This window comes from Streptomyces antimicrobicus (assembly GCF_020532625.1).
Taxonomy (GTDB): Bacteria; Actinomycetota; Actinomycetes; order Streptomycetales; family Streptomycetaceae; genus Streptomyces; species Streptomyces antimicrobicus.
The window spans coordinates 36571-56306 of the sequence record NZ_JAJAUY010000027.1; the positions used below are offsets into that span (position 1 = coordinate 36571).

Consider the following 19736-nt stretch of genomic DNA (forward strand, 5'->3'; position numbering starts at 1 on the left):
GGTTCAACAGCGAGCCGGGGGCGTACGCCCGCACGGCAACGGCCGAGTGGCGACCCTCCAGTCTACGTGGATCGCGCACCCGGCCGTGACCGCCGCCGTCACGCCTTGCCGCTCGGCTCCTTGCGGCGCGTGTCCACCGGGCCGCGGCGCACGGCGCCCGGGGCGTTCCACTCCTGGCGCTTGCGGGCCCGCTTCTTGGCCGCCTCCGAGGACGCCAGCTGGTACGGCACCGAGGTGACCATGACCCCGGGCGTGAACAGCAGCCGGCCCTTGAGGCGCAGGGCGCTCTGGTTGTGCAGCAGGTGCTCGTACCAGTGGCCGACGACGTACTCGGGGATGTACACGCTGACCGCGTCGCGCGGGTTCTCCGAGCGCAGGCCCTTGACGTACTCGATGACCGGGCGGGTGACCTCGCGGTACGGCGAGTCGAGGATCTTCAGCGGTACGTCGATGCCGCGCCGCTCCCACTCCGCCTTGAGCGCCTTGGTCTCCGCCGGGTCCACGCTGACGGTGAGCGCCTCCAGCTGGTTGGCGTGCAGCAGCTTGGCGTACGCCAGGGCGCGCAGGGTGGGCTTGTGGAGCTTGGAGACGAGCACGACGGAGCGGACCCGGGAGGGGCGGACGTACTCGTCGGGGCGCTCCTCGGCGGCCGCGATCTCCTCGGCGACCTTGTCGTAGTGCCGGCGGATGGCCGTCATGGTGCCGTAGAAGATCACCATGCCGAGCAGGGCGACCCAGGCGCCGTGGGTGAACTTGGTGGCGAGGACGACGACCAGCACCAGGCCGGTGAACGTCGCGCCGAAGGCGTTGATCGCCCGCGAGCGGAACATCCGGCGGCGCGCGGCGGGGTCCCGCTCCGTCTTCAGGTGCCGGTTCCAGTGCCGGACCATGCCGATCTGGCTGAGGGTGAAGGAGACGAACACGCCGACGATGTAGAGCTGGATCAGCTTGGTGGAGTCGGCGTCGTAGACCCAGACCAGCAGCGCCGCGGCGCCCGCGAGGAGCACGATGCCGTTGGAGAAGGCCAGGCGGTCGCCGCGGGTGTGCAGCTGGCGCGGCAGGTAGCGGTCCTGGGCGAGGATCGAGCCGAGCAGCGGGAAGCCGTTGTACGCGGTGTTGGCGGCCAGGAACAGCACCAGGGCCGTGGCCGCGGCGAGCAACACGAAGAAGAAGCTGCCCGGGCCGAAGACGGCCTCGGCGACCTGGGAGATCACCGGGTTCTGGACGTAGTCGTCGCCGACGGGGACGCCGCCGCGCAGCAGGTCGGTGGCGGGCTTCTCGGCCATCCGCACGTCGGTGGCCATGGCCAGGCCGATGATGCCGCAGAACATGGTGACGGCCAGGGCGCCCATGAGGGCGAGGGTGGTGGCCGCGTTCCTGCTCTTGGGCTTGCGGAAGGCGGGCACGCCGTTGCTGATGGCCTCGACGCCGGTGAGGGCCGCACAGCCGGAGGAGAAGGCGCGCAGCAGCAGGAAGACCAGCGCGAAACCGGCCAGTCCCTGGTGCTCGGCCTTGATCTCCAGGTCGGCGGTGGGGGCCTTCATGGTGTCGCCGAGGACGATTCCCTTCCAGGCGCCCCAGGCGATCATGAGGAAGACGCCCGCGACGAAGACGTAGGTCGGGATCGCGAAGAGCTTTCCGGATTCCTTCACGCCGCGCAGGTTCATCAGCGTCAGCAGGAGGATCATGGCGATGGCGCTGAGGACCTTGTGCTCGATCACGAAGTCCACCGCGGAGCCGAGGTTCTCCACCCCGGAGGAGATGGAGACGGCCACGGTGAGCACGTAGTCGACGAGCAGGGCGCTGGCGACGGTCAGGCCGGCCTTGGGCCCGAGGTTGGTGTTGGCGACCTCGTAGTCGCCGCCGCCGCTCGGGTAGGCGTGCACGTTCTGCCGGTACGAAGCGACCACGGTGAACATGAGGACCACGACGGCGGCCGCGATCCAGGGGCTGAAGTGGTACGCCGACACACCCGCGACGGAGAGGACCAGCAGGACCTCGCCGGGGGCGTACGCCACGGAGGAGAGCGGGTCGGAGGCGAAGACGGGAAGGGCGATCCGCTTCGGCAGGAGGGTTTCCCCGAGGCGGTCGCTGCGCAGCGCCCGGCCGATCAGGATCCGTTTGGGCACGTCGGTCAGTTTGGACACGCAGAGGATCGTAAGCGTTCGAAAAGGGCAGTGCCCAACCACCACCCGAATCCCCCGTGAATTCGGCACCGGCGCAGCACAAGATGCCACGCGGGCTCCGCAAAGGGCCCGCTCGGGGCACCACCCGTGTGTAGCTTGGGCAACGGTCTGAGACCCTGTTAAGCCTGAGCATGAACGAGGCTGGAACCGATACAGCCGCCGACAGCCGGAAGGACGGCCGTGCACATCGTCATTATGGGCTGCGGAAGGGTGGGCTCCGCCCTTGCGCAGACCCTGGAGCAGCAGGGGCATACCGTCGCTGTGATCGACCAGGACCCCACCGCGTTCCGTCGGCTGGGCGCGGGATTCGGCGGCCGCCGGGTCACCGGGGTCGGCTTCGACCAGGACACCCTGCGCGAGGCCGGCATCGAGGAGGCGGGCGCCTTCGCCGCCGTCAGCAGTGGTGACAATTCCAACATCATCGCGGCCCGGGTGGCCCGGGAGATGTTCGGTGTCGAGAACGTCGCCGCCCGCATCTACGACCCCAAGCGGGCCGAGGTCTACCAGCGCCTGGGCATCCCGACCGTGGCCACCGTCCGGTGGACGGCCGACCAGATGCTGCGCCGCCTGCTGCCGTCCGGCGCCGAGCCGCTGTGGCGCGACCCGAGCGGCGGGGTCCAGCTCGCCGAGGTGCACGCCTCCCCCGCGTGGATCGGTCACAAGGTCAGCGAGCTGCAGGAGGAGACCGGGGTCCGCGTGGCCTTCCTCACCCGTCTGGGCGAGGCCATGCTGCCGACGTCGCAGACGGTCCTGCAGGAGGGCGACCTCGTCCACGTGATGATGCGCACGGACGAGATCGGCAAGGTCGAGGCGGCGTTCGCCGAGGGCCCCGAGGAGGCACACGCATGAGGGTCGCGATCGCCGGAGCCGGGGCCGTGGGCCGCTCCATCGCGGGCGAGCTGCTGGAGAACGGCCACGAGGTGCTCCTCGTGGACAAGGCGCCGACCGCCATCTCGGTGGAGCGCGTGCCGCAGGCCGAGTGGCTGCTGGCCGACGCCTGCGAGATCACCTCGCTGGACGAGGCGGCGCTGCAGCGCTGCAACGTGGTCATCGCCGCGACGGGTGACGACAAGGTCAACCTCGTCGTCTCGCTGCTGGCCAAGACCGAGTACGGGGTCCCCCGGGTCGTGGCCCGGGTCAACAACCCGAAGAACGAGTGGCTCTTCAACGAGTCCTGGGGCGTCGACGTGGCGGTGTCCACGCCGCGCCTGATGTCGGCCCTGGTCGAGGAGGCGGTCAGCGTCGGTGACCTGGTGCGCCTGCTGCGCTTCAGCCACGGTGACGCCAACCTCGTGGAGCTGACGCTGCCGCCGGAGTCCTCCGTCGCGGGCACCCAGATCAGCGAGATCAGCTGGCCGGAGGACACCTCCCTGGTCACCATCATCCGCGGCAACCGGGTGCTGACCCCGCACCCGGAGGAGACCCTGGAGCCGGGCGACGAGCTGCTGTTCGTGGCCGCCCAGGCCCGCGAGGAACAGCTGGAGGAGCTCCTCCAGGCCCGCCGGTAGCCGCCCTGCGGGGCTTGCCGCCGCGGGACGCGGCGAAGGGGGTGGGCGGCCACGTGGCCGCCCACCCCCTTCGTCCGTCGTCCGCCCGCTTACGGCCTACGGGTTCACGCCCCGCCCCGCCGGGCCGCCTCGCGGGCCTTCTGCGCGGCTTCCTCGGCCTCGTACTCCGCGATCACGTCGATCGGCGGCGGCGCCTTGGCCAGGAAGACCCAGGTGAAGTACACGGCGAGCACCATCGGCGGCAGCTTCAGCGCGACCAGCAGCCAGCCCAGCTGGGTGTCGTCGCCCCAGAAGTACAGCGGGAAGAGGATCGCGTACTTGGCCAGGAAGATCAGGCCCCAGGCCAGCGACGCCTTGGTGTACGCCTTCTTGCGGCCGGGGTTGCGGGTGCGCCAGGAGAGGTTCTCCCGGAAGACCGGGCCGAGCACCACGCCGAGCAGCGGGAAGCCCACCAGCGCCGAGAGCGTGAACGCGACGCCGAGACCGGCGCCGTAGATCATGCCGGGCAGGTAGAAGCCCTTGGCGGTGCCGGTGAACAGGGCGAAGGCCACGCCCACGCCGACGCCGAAGACGCCGCTGAAGGCGTGCTTGACGGTGTCCTTGCGGGCCAGCCGCACGACGACCAGCAGCACGGCCACCGCGCCCGCCGCGATCGCCGACATGGTCACGTCCTTGTTGAACGTGTAGATCATGACGAACAGCAGGCCGGGGAGCATCGTCTCCACGGTGCCGCGGATGCCGCCGAAGGCGTCGAAGAGCGCCGCCTGGGTCACGGCCCTGACGTCGTCCGGGGCCTGCTCCGGGGGGGCGGCCGCGGGCGTGCCGGTCGGGTTCGGGGTCGGCGTCGGGGACGCCGGTTTGTCGAAGGACGTCACCGGCTAGTGCTCCTGTCCGAGCGGTCGGAGTTCGTACTTGGGGTTGAACAGGACGCGCCGGCCGTGGCTCATCGCGATCCGCCCCGAGGCGATCAGCTTGCGCCCCGGTTCGATTCCCACGATCGAGCGACGTCCGAGCCAGACGACGTCCAGCGCGGCGGACCCGTCGAAGAGCTCCGCCTCCAGGGCGGGCACTCCGGCGCGCGGCCGCAGGGTGACCGTGCGCAGCGTGCCGGTCACCTTGACGATCTGCCGGTCGTGGGAGTCGCAGATCCGCGTGCAGCCCGCGGCCTCCGCGTCCTCCTGCAGCTCCGCGGAATGCAGCTCCTCCTGCGAGGAGGACAGCCTCTCTATCATGCGGCGGAAGCGGCCCGCCGGCCTGGCGGACTTCTCGGGACGCGGATCAGCACTCATACAGGAAGCGTACCGGCGGCTTCCTACCTCTCGAAGCGGTATCCCATGCCGGGCTCGGTGATGAAGTGCCGCGGGTGCGAGGGGTCCGCCTCCAGCTTGCGCCGCAGCTGGGCCATGTAGACGCGCAGGTAGTTGGTCTCCGTGCCGTACGAGGGCCCCCAGACCTCCTGGAGCAGCTGCTTCTGGCCGACCAGCTTGCCGCTGTTGCGCACGAGCACCTCCAGCAGGTGCCATTCCGTGGGGGTCAGCCGTACGTCGCGGCCCTCGCGGACGGCCTTCTTCGCGGCGAGGTCCACGGTGAACCCGGCGGTCTCCACGACCACCTCGTCCTCGCCGGCGCCGGCGGCCGGCTCGGCGCGCCGGACCGCCGCCCGCAGCCGGGCCAGCAGCTCGTCCATGCCGAAGGGCTTGGTGACGTAGTCGTCGGCGCCGGCGTCGAGGGCCTCGACCTTCTCGTCGGAGCTGTGCCGGGCGGAGAGCACCAGGATCGGCACGCGGGTCCAGCCGCGCAGGCCCCGGATCACCTCGACGCCGTCCATGTCGGGCAGACCGAGGTCGAGGACGACGACGTCGGGGTGGCGGGCGGCCGCCAGCTCCAGGGCGCTCGCCCCGTCGGCGGCGGCGTCGACCTCGTACTTGCGCGCCTTGAGGTTGATCACGAGGGCTCGGACGATCTGCGGCTCGTCGTCCACCACGAGCACCCGGGTCATGAAGGGCCTGCTTTCTCTGGGATCGGGTCCCCGCCGCCGTGCACCGCGGCGGGAGCGGACGGGGACGGTTCGGGGTCGGGGGTCACCGCGCGCAGGGTGAGCACCATGGTGAGTCCGCCGCCGGGGGTGTCCTCGGCGGCCAGGGTGCCGCCCATGGCCTCGGTGAAGCCGCGGGCGACGGCGAGGCCGAGGCCCACACCGGCGCCGCGCGGGGCGTCGCCGTGGCGCTGGAAGGGCTCGAAGATCCGCTCCTTGGCGGGATCGGGCACCCCGGGTCCGCGGTCGACCACGCGGACCTCGACCCGGTCGCCGAGGGCGCTGGCGGCGACGGTGACCGGGGTGCCGGCGGGGCTGTACTTGACGGCGTTCTCGACGACGTTGGCCACGGCCCGCTCCAGCAGACCCGGGTCCACGGCCACCATCGGCAGGGTCTCGGGCACGTCGAGGCGCACGCTGTCCTCGGGTACGCCGCCCAGCGCCATCGGGATCACCTCGTCCAGGTCGGCGGCCCGGACCAGCGGGGTGACGGTTCCGGTCCGGAGCCGGGACATGTCCAGCAGGTTGCCGATCAGGTGGGCCAGCCGGTCGGCCCCCTCCTCGATGCCTTGCAGCAGCTCGGCGCGGTCCTCCTCGGACCAGTCGACGTCGTCCGAGCGCAGGCCGCTGACGGAGGCCTTGATGGAGGCGAGCGGGGTGCGCAGGTCGTGGCTGACGGCGGCGAGCAGGGCGGTGCGGATCCGGTTGCCCTCGGCCAGCCGGCGGGCCCGCCCGGCTTCGTCCACCAGCCGCCGCCGGTCCAGGACGACCGCCGCCTGGGCGGCGAAGGCACCGAGCACCCGGCGGTCCTCGGCGGGCAGCACGCGGCCGGTCAGGGCCAGGGCCAGGTGGTCGCCGACGGGCATGTCGACGTCGGCGTCCTCGGGCCGCTCGGCGGGGGCGGGGCCGACCTGGGCGGCCGCGCGCCAGGGCTCGGTGTCGCCGGCCCGCTCCAGCAGGGCCACGGACTCCATGGCGAACGTCTCCCGCACCCGCTCCAGCAGGGCGTCGAGGCTGTCCTCGCCGCGCAGGACGCTGCCGGCGAGGAAGGACAGGACCTCGGACTCGGCGCGCAGCCGGGCCGCCTGCTGGGTGCGGCGGGCGGCCAGGTCCACGACGGAGGCCACGGACACCGCCACGCCCACGAAGACGGAGATGGCGATGATGTTGCGCGGGTCGGCGACGGTCAGGCGGTGCAGCGGCGGGGTGAAGAAGTAGTTCAGCAGCAGGCAGCCGAGCGCCACGCAGGCCAGCGCCGGCCAGCGGCCGCCCACCAGCGCGGCGGCGACCGCCAGCGCCAGGAAGAGCAGCATGTCGTTGGCGAGCCCGAGGTCGGCGTCGACGTGGGTCAGCAGCAGCGTGAGCAGCACCGGCAGCACCAGGCCGCTCAGCCAGCCGGCCGCGGTCCGGGTCCGGCCGAGGCGGGCGCCGGAGCGGGCCACGGGCAGGCCGCGGCCCTTGGCGGCCTCCTCGTGGGTGACGATGTGGACGTCGAGGTCGGGCCCGGACTCGCGGGCCACCGTGGCGCCGACGCCGGGCCCGAACACGTACTGCCAGGGTTTGCGGCGGCTGGAGCCGAGGACGATCTGGGTGGCGTTCACCCCGCGCGCGAACTCCAGCAGGGCGTCGGGGACGTCGTCGCCGATCACATGGTGAAACGTTCCACCAAGGTCCTCGACCAGTGTCCGCTGGAGCGCGAGCTCCTTGGGCGAGGCCGAGGTCAGGCCGTCGCCGCGGGCGACGTAGACGGCCAGGACCTCGCCTCCGGCGCCCTTCTCGGCGAGCCGGGCCGCCCGGCGGACGAGCGTACGCCCCTCGGGACCGCCGGTGAGGCCGACCACGATGCGCTCGCGGGCCTGCCAGGTGGAGCGGATGCCGTGCTCGCCGCGGTAGGCCCGCAGGTACTCGTCGACCCGGTCGGCCGTCCACAGCAGGGCCAGCTCCCGCAACGCCGTCAGATTGCCCGGGCGGAAGTAGTTCGACAGCGCCGCGTCGACCTTGTCCGGCCGGTAGACGTTGCCGTGCGCCATCCGGCGCCGCAGGGCCTGCGGGGACATGTCCACCAGCTCGATCTGGTCCGCCCGCCGCACCACCTCGTCCGGCACGGTCTCCCGCTGCCGGACGCCGGTGATCGACTCGACCACGTCCCCCAGCGACTCCAGGTGCTGGATGTTGACCGTGGAGACGACGTCGATCCCGGCCCGCAGGAGCTCCTCGACGTCCTGCCACCGCTTGGCGTTGCGCGAACCGGGCACGTTGGTGTGCGCCAGCTCGTCCACCAGCGCCACCGCCGGGCGCCGCGCCAGCAACGCGTCCACGTCCATCTCGGTGAACACCGCACCCCGGTGCGTCAGCTCCCGGCGCGGGACCTGCTCCAGCCCGTGCAGCATCACCTCGGTGCGCGGCCGGCCGTGGTGCTCGACGAATCCCACCACGCAGTCCGTGCCGCGCTCGCTGCGGCGGTGCCCCTCGGACAGCATCGCGTACGTCTTGCCCACTCCGGGCGCCGCGCCGAGATAGATCCGAAGGCTGCCACGTCCCATGCGCCCATTCTCAAGGACGTTCGTGGCGTTCACGCACGTGGGAGCGTCCGGGAGCGGTTCCCTGACACAACCCTGACGCGGGCCTGTGCACCGGCACCGCCCGGCACGCGCCGGCACCGGCACCGGCCGGTACGCGCCGGGGCCGGTGGTCCGCACCCGCGAGGGGTACGGGCCACCGGCCCCGGTCGGTCGGTTCAGCGGACCTCGGTGATCTCCGGGCCGCGCTCCAGCTGGCCCATGCCGCCGGAGAAGCGGGAGTTCCCCTGGTCCTCGGTCTGCACGCCGTCCGGCACCATCTGGGCGTCGTTCGGCAGCTTCAGGACGATCGGGTCGCGCGGGGCCATCGGGCCCTCGCCACGGACGACGACCGTCTCGCGGAAGATCGACTCCAGCATGCCGGCCGCCTCCGGGCGCACCGCGCCCTGGCCGGAGATGACGCCCCGCAGGAACCAGCGCGGTCCGTCGACCCCGACGAAACGCACCAGCTGGGCGCCGGTCTGGCCGTCCGGCAGCGGCACGGGCACCTGGGCCCGCAGCTCCCAGCCGAGCGGGCCCTCGACCTCGTCGACGAGGCCGCCCTGCTGGGTGATGCCCGCGGCGATCTCGTCGCGGACCTCGCCCCAGATGCCTTCCTTCTTCGGCGCGGCGAACGCCTGCAGCTGGATGGCGCTGTCGTGCAGGACCACGGTCGCGGCGACGATCGCGTCCCCGGCGACCTCCACGCGCAGCTCCATGCCCTCGACACCGGGGACGAGGATGCCACCGAGGTCGACCCGGCCCTCGGTCCCGTCGCCGGGAACCTCGGAGATGTCCCAGGGGCCGTCCGGCCGCGGGGCGGGCGGCAGGTTCACGCGACGCGGCGCGTCCTCGCTCCTGGCGTCGTCCTGCTCGGTGCCGACGCCGTCGACGACCTGCTCGGCCTCGTCACCGTCGCCCGAGGCGCCCTTGTTCTTGCGACGTCCGAACACGTCACTGTCCTTCCCGGTCGGATACGACCGAAGCGTAGCCATTCCCACCCTGCTGACCAGCGCCGTTTCCGGCCACAGCCGCATGACCGCCGGTGGAGCCGAAACCCCCCTCGGCCCGTGCCGAGCCGGGAAGCTCCGCCACCTGGTGGAAGCGCACCTTCTCGACCCGCTGGACAACCAGCTGGGCAATGCGGTCGAAGCGCTCGAACCGGACGCTTTCGCGCGGGTCGAGATTGACCACGATCACCTTGATCTCCCCACGGTACCCGGCATCCACCGTCCCCGGGGCATTCACGAGCGCGAGCCCGCAGCGGGCCGCGAGCCCCGAGCGCGGGTGCACGAAGGCGGCGTAGCCGTCGGGCAGCGCGATCGAGATCCCGGTGGGCAGGACGGCCCGCTCGCCGGGGGCGAGCTCGGCGGCCTGGGTGGTGACCAGGTCGCAGCCGGCGTCGCCGGGGTGGCCGTAGGCCGGGAGGGGCACCTCGGGGTCCACGAGCTTGATCAGCACGTCGACGGGTGCGTTGTTGTACGACATCAGGGATTCACCTCGAAGGCGCGGGCGCGCCTGACCTGGTCCGGGTCGGCCATGGCCGCCCGGATCTCCTCGGGCCGTCCGTTCTCGATGAAGTGGTCGACCTTCACCTCGATGAACAGGGCCTCGGCTCGTACGGCGACCGGTCCTTCCGGCCCGCCTATCCGGCCGACTGCGGTGGAGTAGATCTTCCGTCCGGCGACCGCGGTGACCTCGGCCTCCAGGTGCAGCACGGTGTCCACCGGCACCGGGCGCACGAAGTCGGTCTCCAGCCGGCCGGTGACCGCGATGACGCGCAGCAGCCAGTTCAGCGAGCCCAGCGTCTCGTCGAGCGCGGTGGCCAGGACGCCGCCGTGGGCGAGGCCGGGTGCGCCCTGGTGCGCGGGCTTGACGGTGAACTCGGCGGTGACGCGTACGCCTTCACCCGCGCGGGCCTGCAGGTGCAGTCCGTGCGGCTGGCCGTCGCCGCAGCCGAAGCAGTGCTCGTAGTGCGCACCGAGGAGCTCGCCGGGTGCCGGGGCGTCGGGGTGCCGCACCGGCGCCGAGGCATCGTCCGGTGGCGTCAGGCTGGGGATTCGTCCACTCACAGGCGCAGACCTTACCCGCGGACCTACCCGCCGGTCGCCCCGTGCCAAGCTTGGAGGCATGCAGCTCTCCTCCGCGCACCATGACGAACGCCTGACCGCCCCCCGCTCCTGGTGGGCGATCGCCGCCCTGGTCGGCGTCGCCTGCGCGCTGACGTTCCTGCCGCTGGGCGGCGCGGCGCTGCTGGCCGGGCTGGTGGGCGGGTCCGCGCTGGCGGGGCTGCTGGTGAGCGGTTACGGTTCCGCGCGCGTGCGCGTGGTGAACGGGGCGCTGGCGGCCGGCGAGGCCCGGATCCCGGTGACGGCGCTGGGCGAGCCCGAGGTGCTGGACGCCGAGGAGGCACGGGCCTGGCGCACGTACAAGGCGGACACCCGGGCGTTCATGGTGATGCGCAGCTACGTGCCGACGGCGGTCCGGGTCGAGGTCACCGACCCGGCGGACCCCACGCCGTACGTCTACCTCTCCACGCGGGAGCCGGAGGCACTGGCCGCGGCGCTGCGGGCGGCGAAGGAGCAGGCGGCGGCCTGAGGTCCGGGCGGCGAAGGAGTAGGCGGCGGCGCCGGTGGCGGCGCCGGTCGTCCGGCAGGGAGTGGCTCCCCGCGCCTCAGTCGCGTCCCTCCAGGGCCTTGAGGACGGCCCCGGGCAGCGGGAGCGGGTCGGGGTGCCCGGCGAGCGGCGGGAGGGCCGGCAGCTGGTCCCAGGGGACGGCCCGGCCGCGCAGGTCGGCGCGGATCTTGTGGGCGAGCTTCTTCGTGTCGCGGCGGTTCATCACCGCGCCCACGGCGGCGCCGACCATGAAGGGCATCAGGTTCGGCAGGTTGCGGAACATCCGCTTCATGATCTGCTGGCGCAGTTCGCGTTTCATCTGGCCGCCGAGGGCGGCGTTGAGCGTGGTCGGCTTGGTGAGGTCGACGCCCCGCTCCTCCGTCCACGCGCTCAGGTAGGCGACGCTGCGCTCCTTGAGGTTGCCGGGCGGGCGCAGGCCGTAGACCTCGTGGAGCTCGGCGACGAGCTTGAGCTCGATCGCCGCGACTCCGACGATCTCCGCGGCCAGCTCGGCCGGCATGGCGGGCGGCACGGGCAGCATCGCCGCGGCGCCGATGCCGGCGCCGACGGTCGAGGTGCCGTTGGCCGCGCCCGCGATCAGCTTGTCGGCGAGCTGATCGGGGCCGAGTCCCGGGAACTGCGCGCGCAGCGTCGCGAGGTCCCGTACGGGAACGCGCGGGGCGTTCTCGATGATCCGGTCCGCGACGTGCAGGACGGCCGCCCTGGCGCCGTCCCGGCTCTTGCGGACGCCGCTCCTGATCCTGTCCAGCCGTCGGGCCCTGGACGCGCCCGTGTGCCCCTCGTCGACCCCCGTGGTCGACGGGAGGGGGGCTGCGGCGTCCGAGGGCACGGCGGGCGTCCCGGCGGCTCCCGGGCCCGTTTCCGGGCCCGTGGTGTCCGTGTCCGCGTCCGGCCGTCCGAAGCGTCGCTTGCGGAACGGCGTCGAGCCTGTCACGGCGGTGTCCTCAGTCGCAGTCGCGGCAGATCGGCTGGCCGTTCTTCTCGCGCGCCAGCTGGCTGCGGTGGTGCACCAGGAAGCAGCTCATGCAGGTGAACTCGTCGGCCTGCTTGGGCAGCACACGGACGGCGAGCTCCTCGTTGGAGAGGTCCGCGCCCGGGAGCTCCAGGCTCTCGGCGGCGTCGAAGTCGTCCGTGTCGATCGACGAGGACGTCTTCTCGCTGCGCCGTGCCTTGAGCTCTTCGATGCTGTCGTTGTCGACGTCGTCGTCGGTCTTGCGTGGGGTGTCGTAGTCCGTTGCCATCTGTCGCTCTCCCCCTCTGGGTGTTTGCGGTGTCTCAGCGCACGTAACGCGCGAGAGGCCGGACTTGTGCCCGACCTGAGGCGGAGATTTTGCCTCACATCAAGGTCTGTTACTCAATCGACACCCAGCGGCACGCCTGAAGGGGCGACCGGCCGGGATGTCGAGGCGGACCGTACACGGTTCCGTGGCCCCCTTGCACGAGTGCCACCCCGTCTATTTCCCGCCAATCGGGGTGCCGGAAACCCGGACTTTCCCGGGCGTTTCGGCCAGCACAGGGTCATGGATCCCGCACGGGCGGGTACTCGACAATGTGATCGATCACACAGATATCGCCCACCCCACCCGCCTCTCGGATTCAGCCCTGCGCGAAATCAGGGTTGGTTCTCAGATCGGCAGGGTGACGCGCATCACCAGGCCACCGCCCTCGCGCGGCTCCGCGTGGATGCGGCCGCCGTGCGCGCGCGCCACGGAGCGCGCGATGGACAGGCCCAGGCCCACCCCCTTGTCGCTGCCCGTTCGCTCCGTACGCAGGCGCCTGAAGGGCTCGAAGAGGTTGTCGATCTCGTACGCGGGAACCACGGGACCGGTGTTCGAGACCACCAGGACCGCCTGGCCGTGCTGGACCTCGGTGGTGACCTCCACCCAGCCGCCCTCGGGGACGTTGTACCGGACGGCGTTCTGCACCAGGTTCAGGGCGATCCGCTCCAGCAGCACGCCGTTGCCCTGGACCACCACCGGTCCCCGCTCGCCGCGGATCTCCACGCCCTTCGCCTCGGCCTCGCCGCGCGCCTGGTCGATGGCCCGGGAGGCCACCTCGGCCAGGTCCACCGGCTTGCGCTCGACGATCTGGTTCTCGCTGCGGGCCAGCAGCAGGAGCCCCTCCACGAGCTGCTCGCTGCGCTCGTTGGTCGCCAGCAGCGTCTTGCCCAGCTGCTGCAGCTCCACCGGGGCCCCGGGATCGGACAGGTGCACCTCCAGCAGGGTGCGGTTGATGGCCAGCGGCGTCCGCAGCTCGTGCGAGGCGTTGGCCACGAACCGCTGCTGCGCCGTGAAGGCCCGCTCCAGCCGCTCCAGCATCTCGTCGAAGGTGTCCGCGAGCTCCTTGAGCTCGTCGTCGGGCCCGTCGAGCTCGATCCGCCGGGTGAGGTCGGAGCCGACCACCCGGCGGGCGGTACGGGTGATCTTGCCGAGCGGCGAGAGCACCCGGCCGGCCATCGCGTAGCCGAAGGCGAACGCGATGACACTGAGGCCCAGCAGGGCCATCAGCGAACGGCTGAGCAGGTCGTCCAGGGCGTGCTTGCGCTGGACGTTCACGCACTCGGTGATCGCCAGGTTGAACTGCTCGATCGACTGGTCCATGCCCACGCCGGGGCAGGTGGTGCTGGAGACCTCGACCTTCGTGCCGCCGACGATCTTGAAGGGCAGGGCGTTGCCCTCGCGCAGGGCCTGCGCCGCCAGCAGGTAGATGATCGACAGCAGCAGAATGCCCGCGATCAGGAACATGCCGCCGTACAGCAGCGTCAGCCGTATCCGGATGGTGGGGCGCAGCCAAGGGAAGGGACCCTCGGCCTGACCGGGGTCCCAGGTGGGTTTCGGGGGCGCCTGGGGCGGCGCCGGAGTCGTGGCCATGCCCGTCAGATCCGGTATCCGGAGCCGGGCACCGTGACGATGACCGGCGGCTCGCCGAGCTTGCGCCGCAGCGTCATGACGGTGACGCGGACCACGTTGGTGAAGGGGTCGGTGTTCTCGTCCCAGGCCTTCTCCAGCAGCTGCTCCGCGGAGACCACGGTCCCCTCGCTGCGCATGAGCACCTCCAGCACCGCGAACTCCTTCGGGGCGAGCTGCACCTCGCGGCCCTCGCGGAACACCTCGCGCCGGTTCGGGTCCAGCTTGATGCCCGCCCGCTCCAGCACGGGCGGCAGCGCGACGGTGGTGCGCCGGCCGAGCGCCCGGACCCGCGCCGTGAGCTCGCTGAAGGCGAAGGGCTTGGGCAGGTAGTCGTCGGCGCCCAGCTCCAGGCCCTCGACCCGGTCGCTGACGTCGCCGGAGGCGGTGAGCATCAGCACCCGGGTGGGCATGCCCAGCTCGACGATCTTGCGGCAGACGTCGTCGCCGTGCACCAGGGGGAGGTCCCGGTCGAGCACGACCACGTCGTAGTCGTTGACCCCGACGCGCTCCAGTGCCGCCGCCCCGTCGTACACGACGTCCACGGCCATGGCCTCCCTGCGCAGTCCGGTGGCCACCGCGTCCGCGAGCAGCTGCTCGTCCTCGACGACGAGTACGCGCACGTCGTCCGTCCTTCCTCCGAGCCCTCGCGGGCACACGTGTATTGCGTCATCCATCCTGCCGGTTTCGGCCGTAAACCGGCAGTAAGGCGCAGCTGAGGGGGGTGGGGGCGAGCGGAGGGAAGGATTCCCCGGCCTGCAGAGGTTTCTGCGTCCAGGGTGCCGGGGAGGACGTCTGCACATCCCCGACCCACTCCCTCACGCGGCGTGCCACGACCCCCCGTAGCCGCCGCCGACCCACGAAGAAAGGGCGCACCTGACATGGACGCATTCACCGCGGGTCTCCTGCACCGCATCAGGACCACCCAGTCGGACCTCCGGCAGGCGCGGGAATCCGGAGACGAATTCCTGGCCGACGTCGAACAGGCCGAGCTGGAGGACCTCCACCGGCTCGCCGCCGAACACGGCGTACAGGTCACCGCCGCCTGCGGCTGACCGCGCGACGACCACGGGCCGCCCCCTGCCGGGGGCGGCCCGTGGTGCTTCCCGGGCGTGCCGCTCGGGTCAGCCCGCGTCGCCGTCGTGCCAGGCGCCGGCCTCCTCCAGCAGCGGCTGCAGCGAGGCGAAGACCGCCGGGCCGGCCGCCACGACCAGCTCGCCGGAGGCCGGCTCGCCCGGGCGTCCGCCGGTCAGCGCGCCCGCCTCCCGGGCGATCAGGTCGCCGGCCGCGAGGTCCCAGGGGTTCAGCCCGCGCTCGTAGTACGCGTCCAGCCGCCCGGCCGCCACGTCGCACAGGTCGATCGCCGCCGACCCGCCGCGCCGGACGTCCCGCACCCGCGGGATCACCCGCGCCGCCACCTGCGCCTGGTGCGCCCGCCGGGCCTGGAGGTAGCCGAAGCCGGTGGCCACCAGCGCCTGGTCCAGCGGAGCGGCCGGCCGGCAGGACAGCCGTACGTCGCCCAGCCAGGCCCCGCCGCCGGCCACGGCGTGGAAGGTCTCGCCCCGCATGGGCACCTCCACGACGCCGGCCACGGTCTCGCCGTGGTACTCGGCGGCGACGGACACGCCCCAGCTCGGGAGGCCGTAGAGGTAGTTCACCGTGCCGTCGAGCGGGTCGATGACCCAGCGCACACCGGTGGTGCCCTCGGTGCTGGCGCCCTCCTCGCCGAGGAGGCCGTCGGCCGGCCGGCGCTCGGAGAGGAAGCCGGTGATCAGCTTCTCGGCCGCGAGGTCCATCTCGGTGACCACGTCGATGGGGCTGGACTTGACGGCCGCGACCGCCAGGTCGGCCGGGCGGCCGTCCCGCAGCAGCTCGCCGGCCTGCCGGGCCGCCTCCAGGGCCAGGCCCAGCAGTTCCTTCTTCAGTTCCTCGGTCGCTCGCTCGGTCACGGGGAGGCCTCTCACGCGTAGGGACTGTCGACGCCCGCGGCGGCCGGGCGCGGGGCCCGGGCGGGGCAGCAGCCCACCGCGCACAGGTCGTGGCTCGCGCCCAGCATGCCCACCCAGCAGCGCTCGGCGGGCTCGCCGCGCTCCACCGCGGCCCGCTCCAGGACCAGCTCGCGCACCGCCTCCGCGAACCGCGGGTCCGCGCCCACGGTGGCCGAGCGGGCGACCGGCAGGCCGAGCTCGGCGGCCTTGGCGGTGGCCTCGGTGTCGAGGTCGTACATGACCTCCATGTGGTCCGAGACGAAGCCGATGGGCACCATGACGACGGCCGGCGCGCCGGCCCCGTGCAGGGCCTCCAGGTGGTCGCAGATGTCCGGCTCCAGCCAGGGGACGTGCGGGGCGCCGCTGCGCGACTGGTAGACCAGCTGCCAGGGGTGGGCCACCCCGGTCCGCACGGCGACCTCGTCCGCGATCACCTGGGCGACGTCCAGGTGCTGCTTGACGTACGCGCCCCCGGCGCCGCCGGTGGTGTGCTCCTCGACCGGTCCGGAGGTGTCGGCGGCGGCGGTCGGGATCGAGTGGGTGGTGAAGGCGAGGTGGGCGCCGGCGCGCACCTCCTCGGGCAGCGCGGTGAGCGACTCGACGACGCCGTCGATCATCGGCTCGACGAAGCCCGGGTGGTTGAAGTAGTGCCGCAGCTTGTCCACGCGCGGCAGCTCCAGGCCCTCCTCGGCGAGCGTCGCCAGGGCGTCGGCGAGGTTCTCGCGGTACTGCCGGCAGCCGGAGTACGAGGCGTAGGCGCTGGTGGCGAGGACGGCGATGCGGCGGCGGCCGTCCTGGACCATCTCGCGCAGGGTGTCGGTCAGGTACGGCGCCCAGTTGCGGTTGCCCCAGTAGACCGGCAGGTCCAGGCCGTGGTCGGCGAAGTCCTTGCGCAGGGCGTCCAGCAGCTCCCGGTTCTGCGCGTTGATGGGGCTGACCCCGCCGAAGCCGAAGTAGTGCTGCCCGACCTCCTTGAGCCGCTCGCGGGGGATGCCGCGGCCGCGGGTGACGTTCTCCAGGAACGGCACCACGTCGTCGGGGCCCTCGGGCCCGCCGAAGGAGAGCAGGAGCAGGGCGTCGTAGGGACGGACCGGGCCGGCGCCCGAGGCGGGGGTGGAGAGCTGGTCTGACATGTCTCGAATCCTGCCACCCGGGACCGACCACGGGTAACCGGCCTCACCAGCCGGACACTCCGGGACGCAGGTAAGGTAACCCTTACTTTTGTCCACCGAATACCCGTGCGGGCGCCGCGGACCGGCCGTAACCTGTATGGGCCACTCTCGTCCCTTACGGAGCCCCCTCGTGCCCAGCCCGTACCGCGCGCTCTTCGCCGCCCCAGGAACCAAGGGGTTCAGCGCCGCCGGACTCGTCGGCCGGATGCCCATCGCCATGGTCGGCGTCGGCGTCCTGACGATGATCACCGAGATCAACGGCCGCTACGCCCTCGCCGGCGGGCTCACGGCCACCATCGCCCTGTCCGCGGCGGTGCTGGGTCCGCAGGTCTCCCGCCTGGTCGACCAGTACGGCCAGCGGCGGGTCCTGCGGCCGGTGACGCTGGTGGCCGTCAGCGCCATCAGCCTGCTGCTGGTCGCGGCCGCGAACGGCTGGCCGGACTGGACGCTCTTCGTGCTCGCCGCCGTCGCGGGCTGCGTGCCGAGCGTGGGCTCGATGGTCCGCGCCCGCTGGACGACCCTGTACCGCGACACCCCGCAGCTGCACACGGCGTACTCCTTCGAGTCCGTCCTGGACGAGGTGTGCTTCATCCTCGGCCCGCCCGTCGCGACCCTGCTCTCGGCCAGCTGGTTCCCCGAGGCCGGACCGCTGGTCGCCGTCGTCTGCCTGCTCGTGGGCGTGTGGTGGCTGACCGCGCTGCGCGCCACCGAGCCGGCGCCGCACCCGCGCAGCGCCCAGACCGACACCTCCTCGGCCCTGCGCTCCCCCGGACTGCAGGTGCTGGTGGGCACGTTCGTGGCGACCGGCGCGATCTTCGGCTCGATCGACGTGGCCACCCTGGCCTTCGCCGAGGAGCACGGCCACAAGTCCCTGACCGGCTTCGTCCTGGCGATCTGGGCCCTCGGCTCCTGCCTGGCCGGGATCGTCTTCGGGCTGCTGCGCTTCACGGGCCGGACGGAAATCCGCTGGGTCCTGGGCATCTGTGCGATGGCCGTGAGTATGATCCCCCTCCTACTGGCCGGGAACCTTCCGTTTCTTGCCGTGGCGCTCTTCGTCTCGGGCCTCGCCATCGCTCCCACGATGGTCACCACGATGGCCCTGATCGAGGCGCACGTACCACGCGAAAAGCTGACCGAGGGCATGACCTGGACCAGCACCGGGCTCGCGGTCGGCGTCGCGATCGGCTCCTCGGTGGCCGGCTGGGTCATCGACGCCGCCGGGGCGCGGACCGGGTACGTCGTCTCCATCGCGTCGGGCATCGCCGCGGCGGCGGTCGCGTTCGCGGGTTACCGTCGGCTGACGAGGCCGGCGCAAGGGGAGGAGCCCTCTAGCGATGGGGACGGCGACAGCAGCGACGTACGGGACCGCGTGGCGTAACTGGGCGGGCACCGTGTCCGCCACGCCCGCGCGCGTGGTGACCCCGGCCTCGGTCGGGGAGCTTCAGGAGGCGGTCCGCCGGGCCGCCGAGGACGGGCTGCGGGTGAAGGCGGTCGGCACCGGCCACTCCTTCACCTCGGTGGCCGCCACCGACGGGGTCCTGGTCCGGCCCCAGGCCCTGGCCGGGATCCAGGAGATCGACCGGGCGGCCGGCACGGTGAAGGTCGCGGCCGGGACCGCGCTGAAGGACCTCAACCGGGCCCTGGCCCGCGCGGGCCTGTCGCTGACCAACATGGGCGACATCATGGAGCAGACGGTCTCGGGCGCCACGGCCACCGGCACGCACGGCACCGGCCGCGAGTCCGCCTCCATCGCCGCCCAGATCCGCGCGCTGGAGCTGGTCACGGCCAACGGCACCCTGCTGAGCTGCTCCGAGAAGGAGAACCCGGAGGTCTTCGCGGCCGCCCGGATCGGGCTCGGCGCGCTCGGCGTGGTCACCTCGCTCACCTTCGCCGTGGAACCGCTGTTCCTGCTGACGGCCCGTGAGGAGCCGATGGGCTTCGACGAGGTGACGGCCGACTTCGACCGGCACTGGGCCGAGAACGAGCACTTCGAGTTCTACTGGTTCCCCCACACCGGCAACTGCAACACCAAGCGCAACAACCGCAGCCAGGGCCCGGCTGCCCCGGCCGGCGCGATCAGCGGCTGGATCGAGGACGAGTTGCTGTCCAACGGCGTCTTCCAGGCCGTCAACTCCCTGGGCCGGGCGGTCCCCGCCACGATCCCCGGGATCGCCCGGATCGCCAGCCGGGCCCTGTCCGCGCGGACGTACACGGACATCGCGTACAAGGTGTTCACCAGCCCGCGGCGGGTGCGGTTCGTGGAGATGGAGTACGCCCTTCCGCGCGCGCAGGTGGTCACCGCGCTGCGCGAGCTCAAGGCCCTGGTGGACCGCTCCGACCTGCGGATCAGCTTCCCCGTCGAAGTGCGCACGGCCCCGGCCGACGACATCACGCTGTCCACGGCGTCCGGCCGGGACACCGGCTACATCGCGGTGCACATGTACAAGGGCACGCCCTACCAGCGGTACTTCACCGAGGCGGAGCGCATCTTCACCGCACACGGCGGGCGTCCGCACTGGGGCAAGGTGCACACCCGGGACGCGGCGTACTTCGCCGAGGCCTACCCGCGCTTCGCCGAGTTCACGGCCCTGCGCAACCGGCTGGACCCGGACCGGGTCTTCGGCAACGACTACCTGCGGCGGGTGCTGGGCGACTGACGGCCCCGTCCGCCGGGCCGCGCTACCGACCGCCCGGCGCGGACCCGGCCGGGTCGGGCGGCGTGGCGCCCGAGGGCGTCGCAGCGGGG

Annotated in this window: 20 protein-coding genes; 6 read left to right on the forward strand and 14 right to left on the reverse strand. The window is 72.4% G+C overall.

The annotated features are described in order from the left end of the window. Nucleotides 1–98: 98 nt before the first annotated feature. Entirely contained in the window at nucleotides 99–2147 is a 2049-nt protein-coding gene (locus tag LG632_RS10145) for an APC family permease (RefSeq protein ID WP_226726576.1), read from the reverse strand. Between the two features lie 219 nt (nucleotides 2148–2366). Here LG632_RS10145 and LG632_RS10150 point away from each other — a divergent pair, with 219 nt between their 5' ends. Beyond that, nucleotides 2367–3035: a potassium channel family protein gene (locus LG632_RS10150; protein ID WP_226726577.1), complete on the forward strand. Its 669-nt coding sequence runs from the start codon at nucleotides 2367–2369 to the stop codon at nucleotides 3033–3035. Then, complete coding sequence (locus tag LG632_RS10155; protein ID WP_226726578.1) at nucleotides 3032–3694, forward strand: potassium channel family protein; 663 nt, start codon at nucleotides 3032–3034, stop codon at nucleotides 3692–3694. Before LG632_RS10150 ends, LG632_RS10155 begins: the two co-directional genes overlap by 4 nt. Nucleotides 3695–3798: 104 nt before the next feature. On the opposite strand, the gene LG632_RS10160 is transcribed toward LG632_RS10155, so the two are convergent. From LG632_RS10160 to LG632_RS10190, 7 genes are all read right to left on the reverse strand, one after another. After that, nucleotides 3799–4569 (reverse strand): DUF3159 domain-containing protein, encoded by a 771-nt coding sequence (locus LG632_RS10160; protein ID WP_226726579.1) that lies wholly within the window; start codon nucleotides 4567–4569, stop codon nucleotides 3799–3801. A gap of 3 nt (nucleotides 4570–4572) precedes the next feature. Then, on the reverse strand, nucleotides 4573–4983 hold the full coding sequence (locus LG632_RS10165; protein ID WP_226726580.1) for an OB-fold nucleic acid binding domain-containing protein: 411 nt from the start codon (nucleotides 4981–4983) through the stop codon (nucleotides 4573–4575). A 23-nt stretch (nucleotides 4984–5006) separates the two neighbouring features. Continuing rightward, nucleotides 5007–5693: a response regulator gene (locus LG632_RS10170; protein WP_226726581.1), complete on the reverse strand. Its 687-nt coding sequence runs from the start codon at nucleotides 5691–5693 to the stop codon at nucleotides 5007–5009. After that, nucleotides 5690–8272, reverse strand: coding sequence for a DUF4118 domain-containing protein (locus LG632_RS10175; protein WP_226726582.1), 2583 nt, complete (start codon nucleotides 8270–8272; stop codon nucleotides 5690–5692). Before LG632_RS10175 ends, LG632_RS10170 begins: the two co-directional genes overlap by 4 nt. Nucleotides 8273–8466: 194 nt before the next feature. After that, nucleotides 8467–9240, reverse strand: a complete 774-nt coding sequence (locus LG632_RS10180) for a DUF3710 domain-containing protein (protein WP_226726583.1) — start codon at nucleotides 9238–9240, stop codon at nucleotides 8467–8469. A gap of 1 nt (nucleotide 9241) precedes the next feature. Beyond that, complete coding sequence (gene dut / locus LG632_RS10185; protein ID WP_125648066.1) at nucleotides 9242–9775, reverse strand: dUTP diphosphatase; 534 nt, start codon at nucleotides 9773–9775, stop codon at nucleotides 9242–9244. After that, nucleotides 9775–10359, reverse strand: coding sequence for a PaaI family thioesterase (locus tag LG632_RS10190; protein ID WP_226726584.1), 585 nt, complete (start codon nucleotides 10357–10359; stop codon nucleotides 9775–9777). The genes dut and LG632_RS10190 overlap by 1 nt, the downstream gene beginning before the upstream one ends. Nucleotides 10360–10417: 58 nt before the next feature. Between LG632_RS10190 and LG632_RS10195 the strand changes: the two genes are divergently transcribed. Continuing rightward, nucleotides 10418–10885: a DUF3093 domain-containing protein gene (locus LG632_RS10195; protein WP_226726585.1), complete on the forward strand. Its 468-nt coding sequence runs from the start codon at nucleotides 10418–10420 to the stop codon at nucleotides 10883–10885. A gap of 76 nt (nucleotides 10886–10961) precedes the next feature. Here the strand turns inward: LG632_RS10195 and LG632_RS10200 are convergent, their stop codons facing one another. The 4 genes from LG632_RS10200 to LG632_RS10215 all read right to left on the reverse strand — a co-directional run bounded on the left by LG632_RS10200 (nucleotide 10962) and on the right by LG632_RS10215 (nucleotide 14453). Then, complete coding sequence (locus LG632_RS10200) at nucleotides 10962–11858, reverse strand: EcsC family protein (protein WP_226726586.1); 897 nt, start codon at nucleotides 11856–11858, stop codon at nucleotides 10962–10964. A 10-nt stretch (nucleotides 11859–11868) separates the two neighbouring features. Then, entirely contained in the window at nucleotides 11869–12165 is a 297-nt protein-coding gene (locus LG632_RS10205) for a DUF4193 domain-containing protein (RefSeq protein ID WP_226726587.1), read from the reverse strand. Between the two features lie 384 nt (nucleotides 12166–12549). After that, entirely contained in the window at nucleotides 12550–13794 is a 1245-nt protein-coding gene (locus LG632_RS10210; protein WP_226726588.1) for a sensor histidine kinase, read from the reverse strand. A gap of 5 nt (nucleotides 13795–13799) precedes the next feature. Beyond that, nucleotides 13800–14453 (reverse strand): response regulator transcription factor, encoded by a 654-nt coding sequence (locus tag LG632_RS10215; RefSeq protein ID WP_030154340.1) that lies wholly within the window; start codon nucleotides 14451–14453, stop codon nucleotides 13800–13802. A 258-nt stretch (nucleotides 14454–14711) separates the two neighbouring features. On the opposite strand from LG632_RS10215, the gene LG632_RS10220 reads away from it, so the two are divergent. Then, on the forward strand, nucleotides 14712–14885 hold the full coding sequence (locus LG632_RS10220) for a hypothetical protein (RefSeq protein WP_226726589.1): 174 nt from the start codon (nucleotides 14712–14714) through the stop codon (nucleotides 14883–14885). Nucleotides 14886–14954: 69 nt separating this feature from the next. On the opposite strand, the gene LG632_RS10225 is transcribed toward LG632_RS10220, so the two are convergent. After that, the gene (locus LG632_RS10225; protein WP_226726590.1) at nucleotides 14955–15779 is read right to left on the reverse strand and encodes an inositol monophosphatase family protein; all 825 of its coding nucleotides are present in this window, start codon (nucleotides 15777–15779) and stop codon (nucleotides 14955–14957) included. An 11-nt stretch (nucleotides 15780–15790) separates the two neighbouring features. Continuing rightward, nucleotides 15791–16951 (reverse strand): ferrochelatase, encoded by a 1161-nt coding sequence (locus LG632_RS10230; RefSeq protein ID WP_226726591.1) that lies wholly within the window; start codon nucleotides 16949–16951, stop codon nucleotides 15791–15793. A 169-nt stretch (nucleotides 16952–17120) separates the two neighbouring features. Between LG632_RS10230 and LG632_RS10235 the strand changes: the two genes are divergently transcribed. Continuing rightward, nucleotides 17121–18368, forward strand: a complete 1248-nt coding sequence (locus LG632_RS10235) for an MFS transporter (RefSeq protein WP_226726592.1) — start codon at nucleotides 17121–17123, stop codon at nucleotides 18366–18368. After that, entirely contained in the window at nucleotides 18325–19647 is a 1323-nt protein-coding gene (locus LG632_RS10240) for a D-arabinono-1,4-lactone oxidase (RefSeq protein WP_226726593.1), read from the forward strand. Before LG632_RS10235 ends, LG632_RS10240 begins: the two co-directional genes overlap by 44 nt. Nucleotides 19648–19736 lie beyond the last annotated feature (89 nt).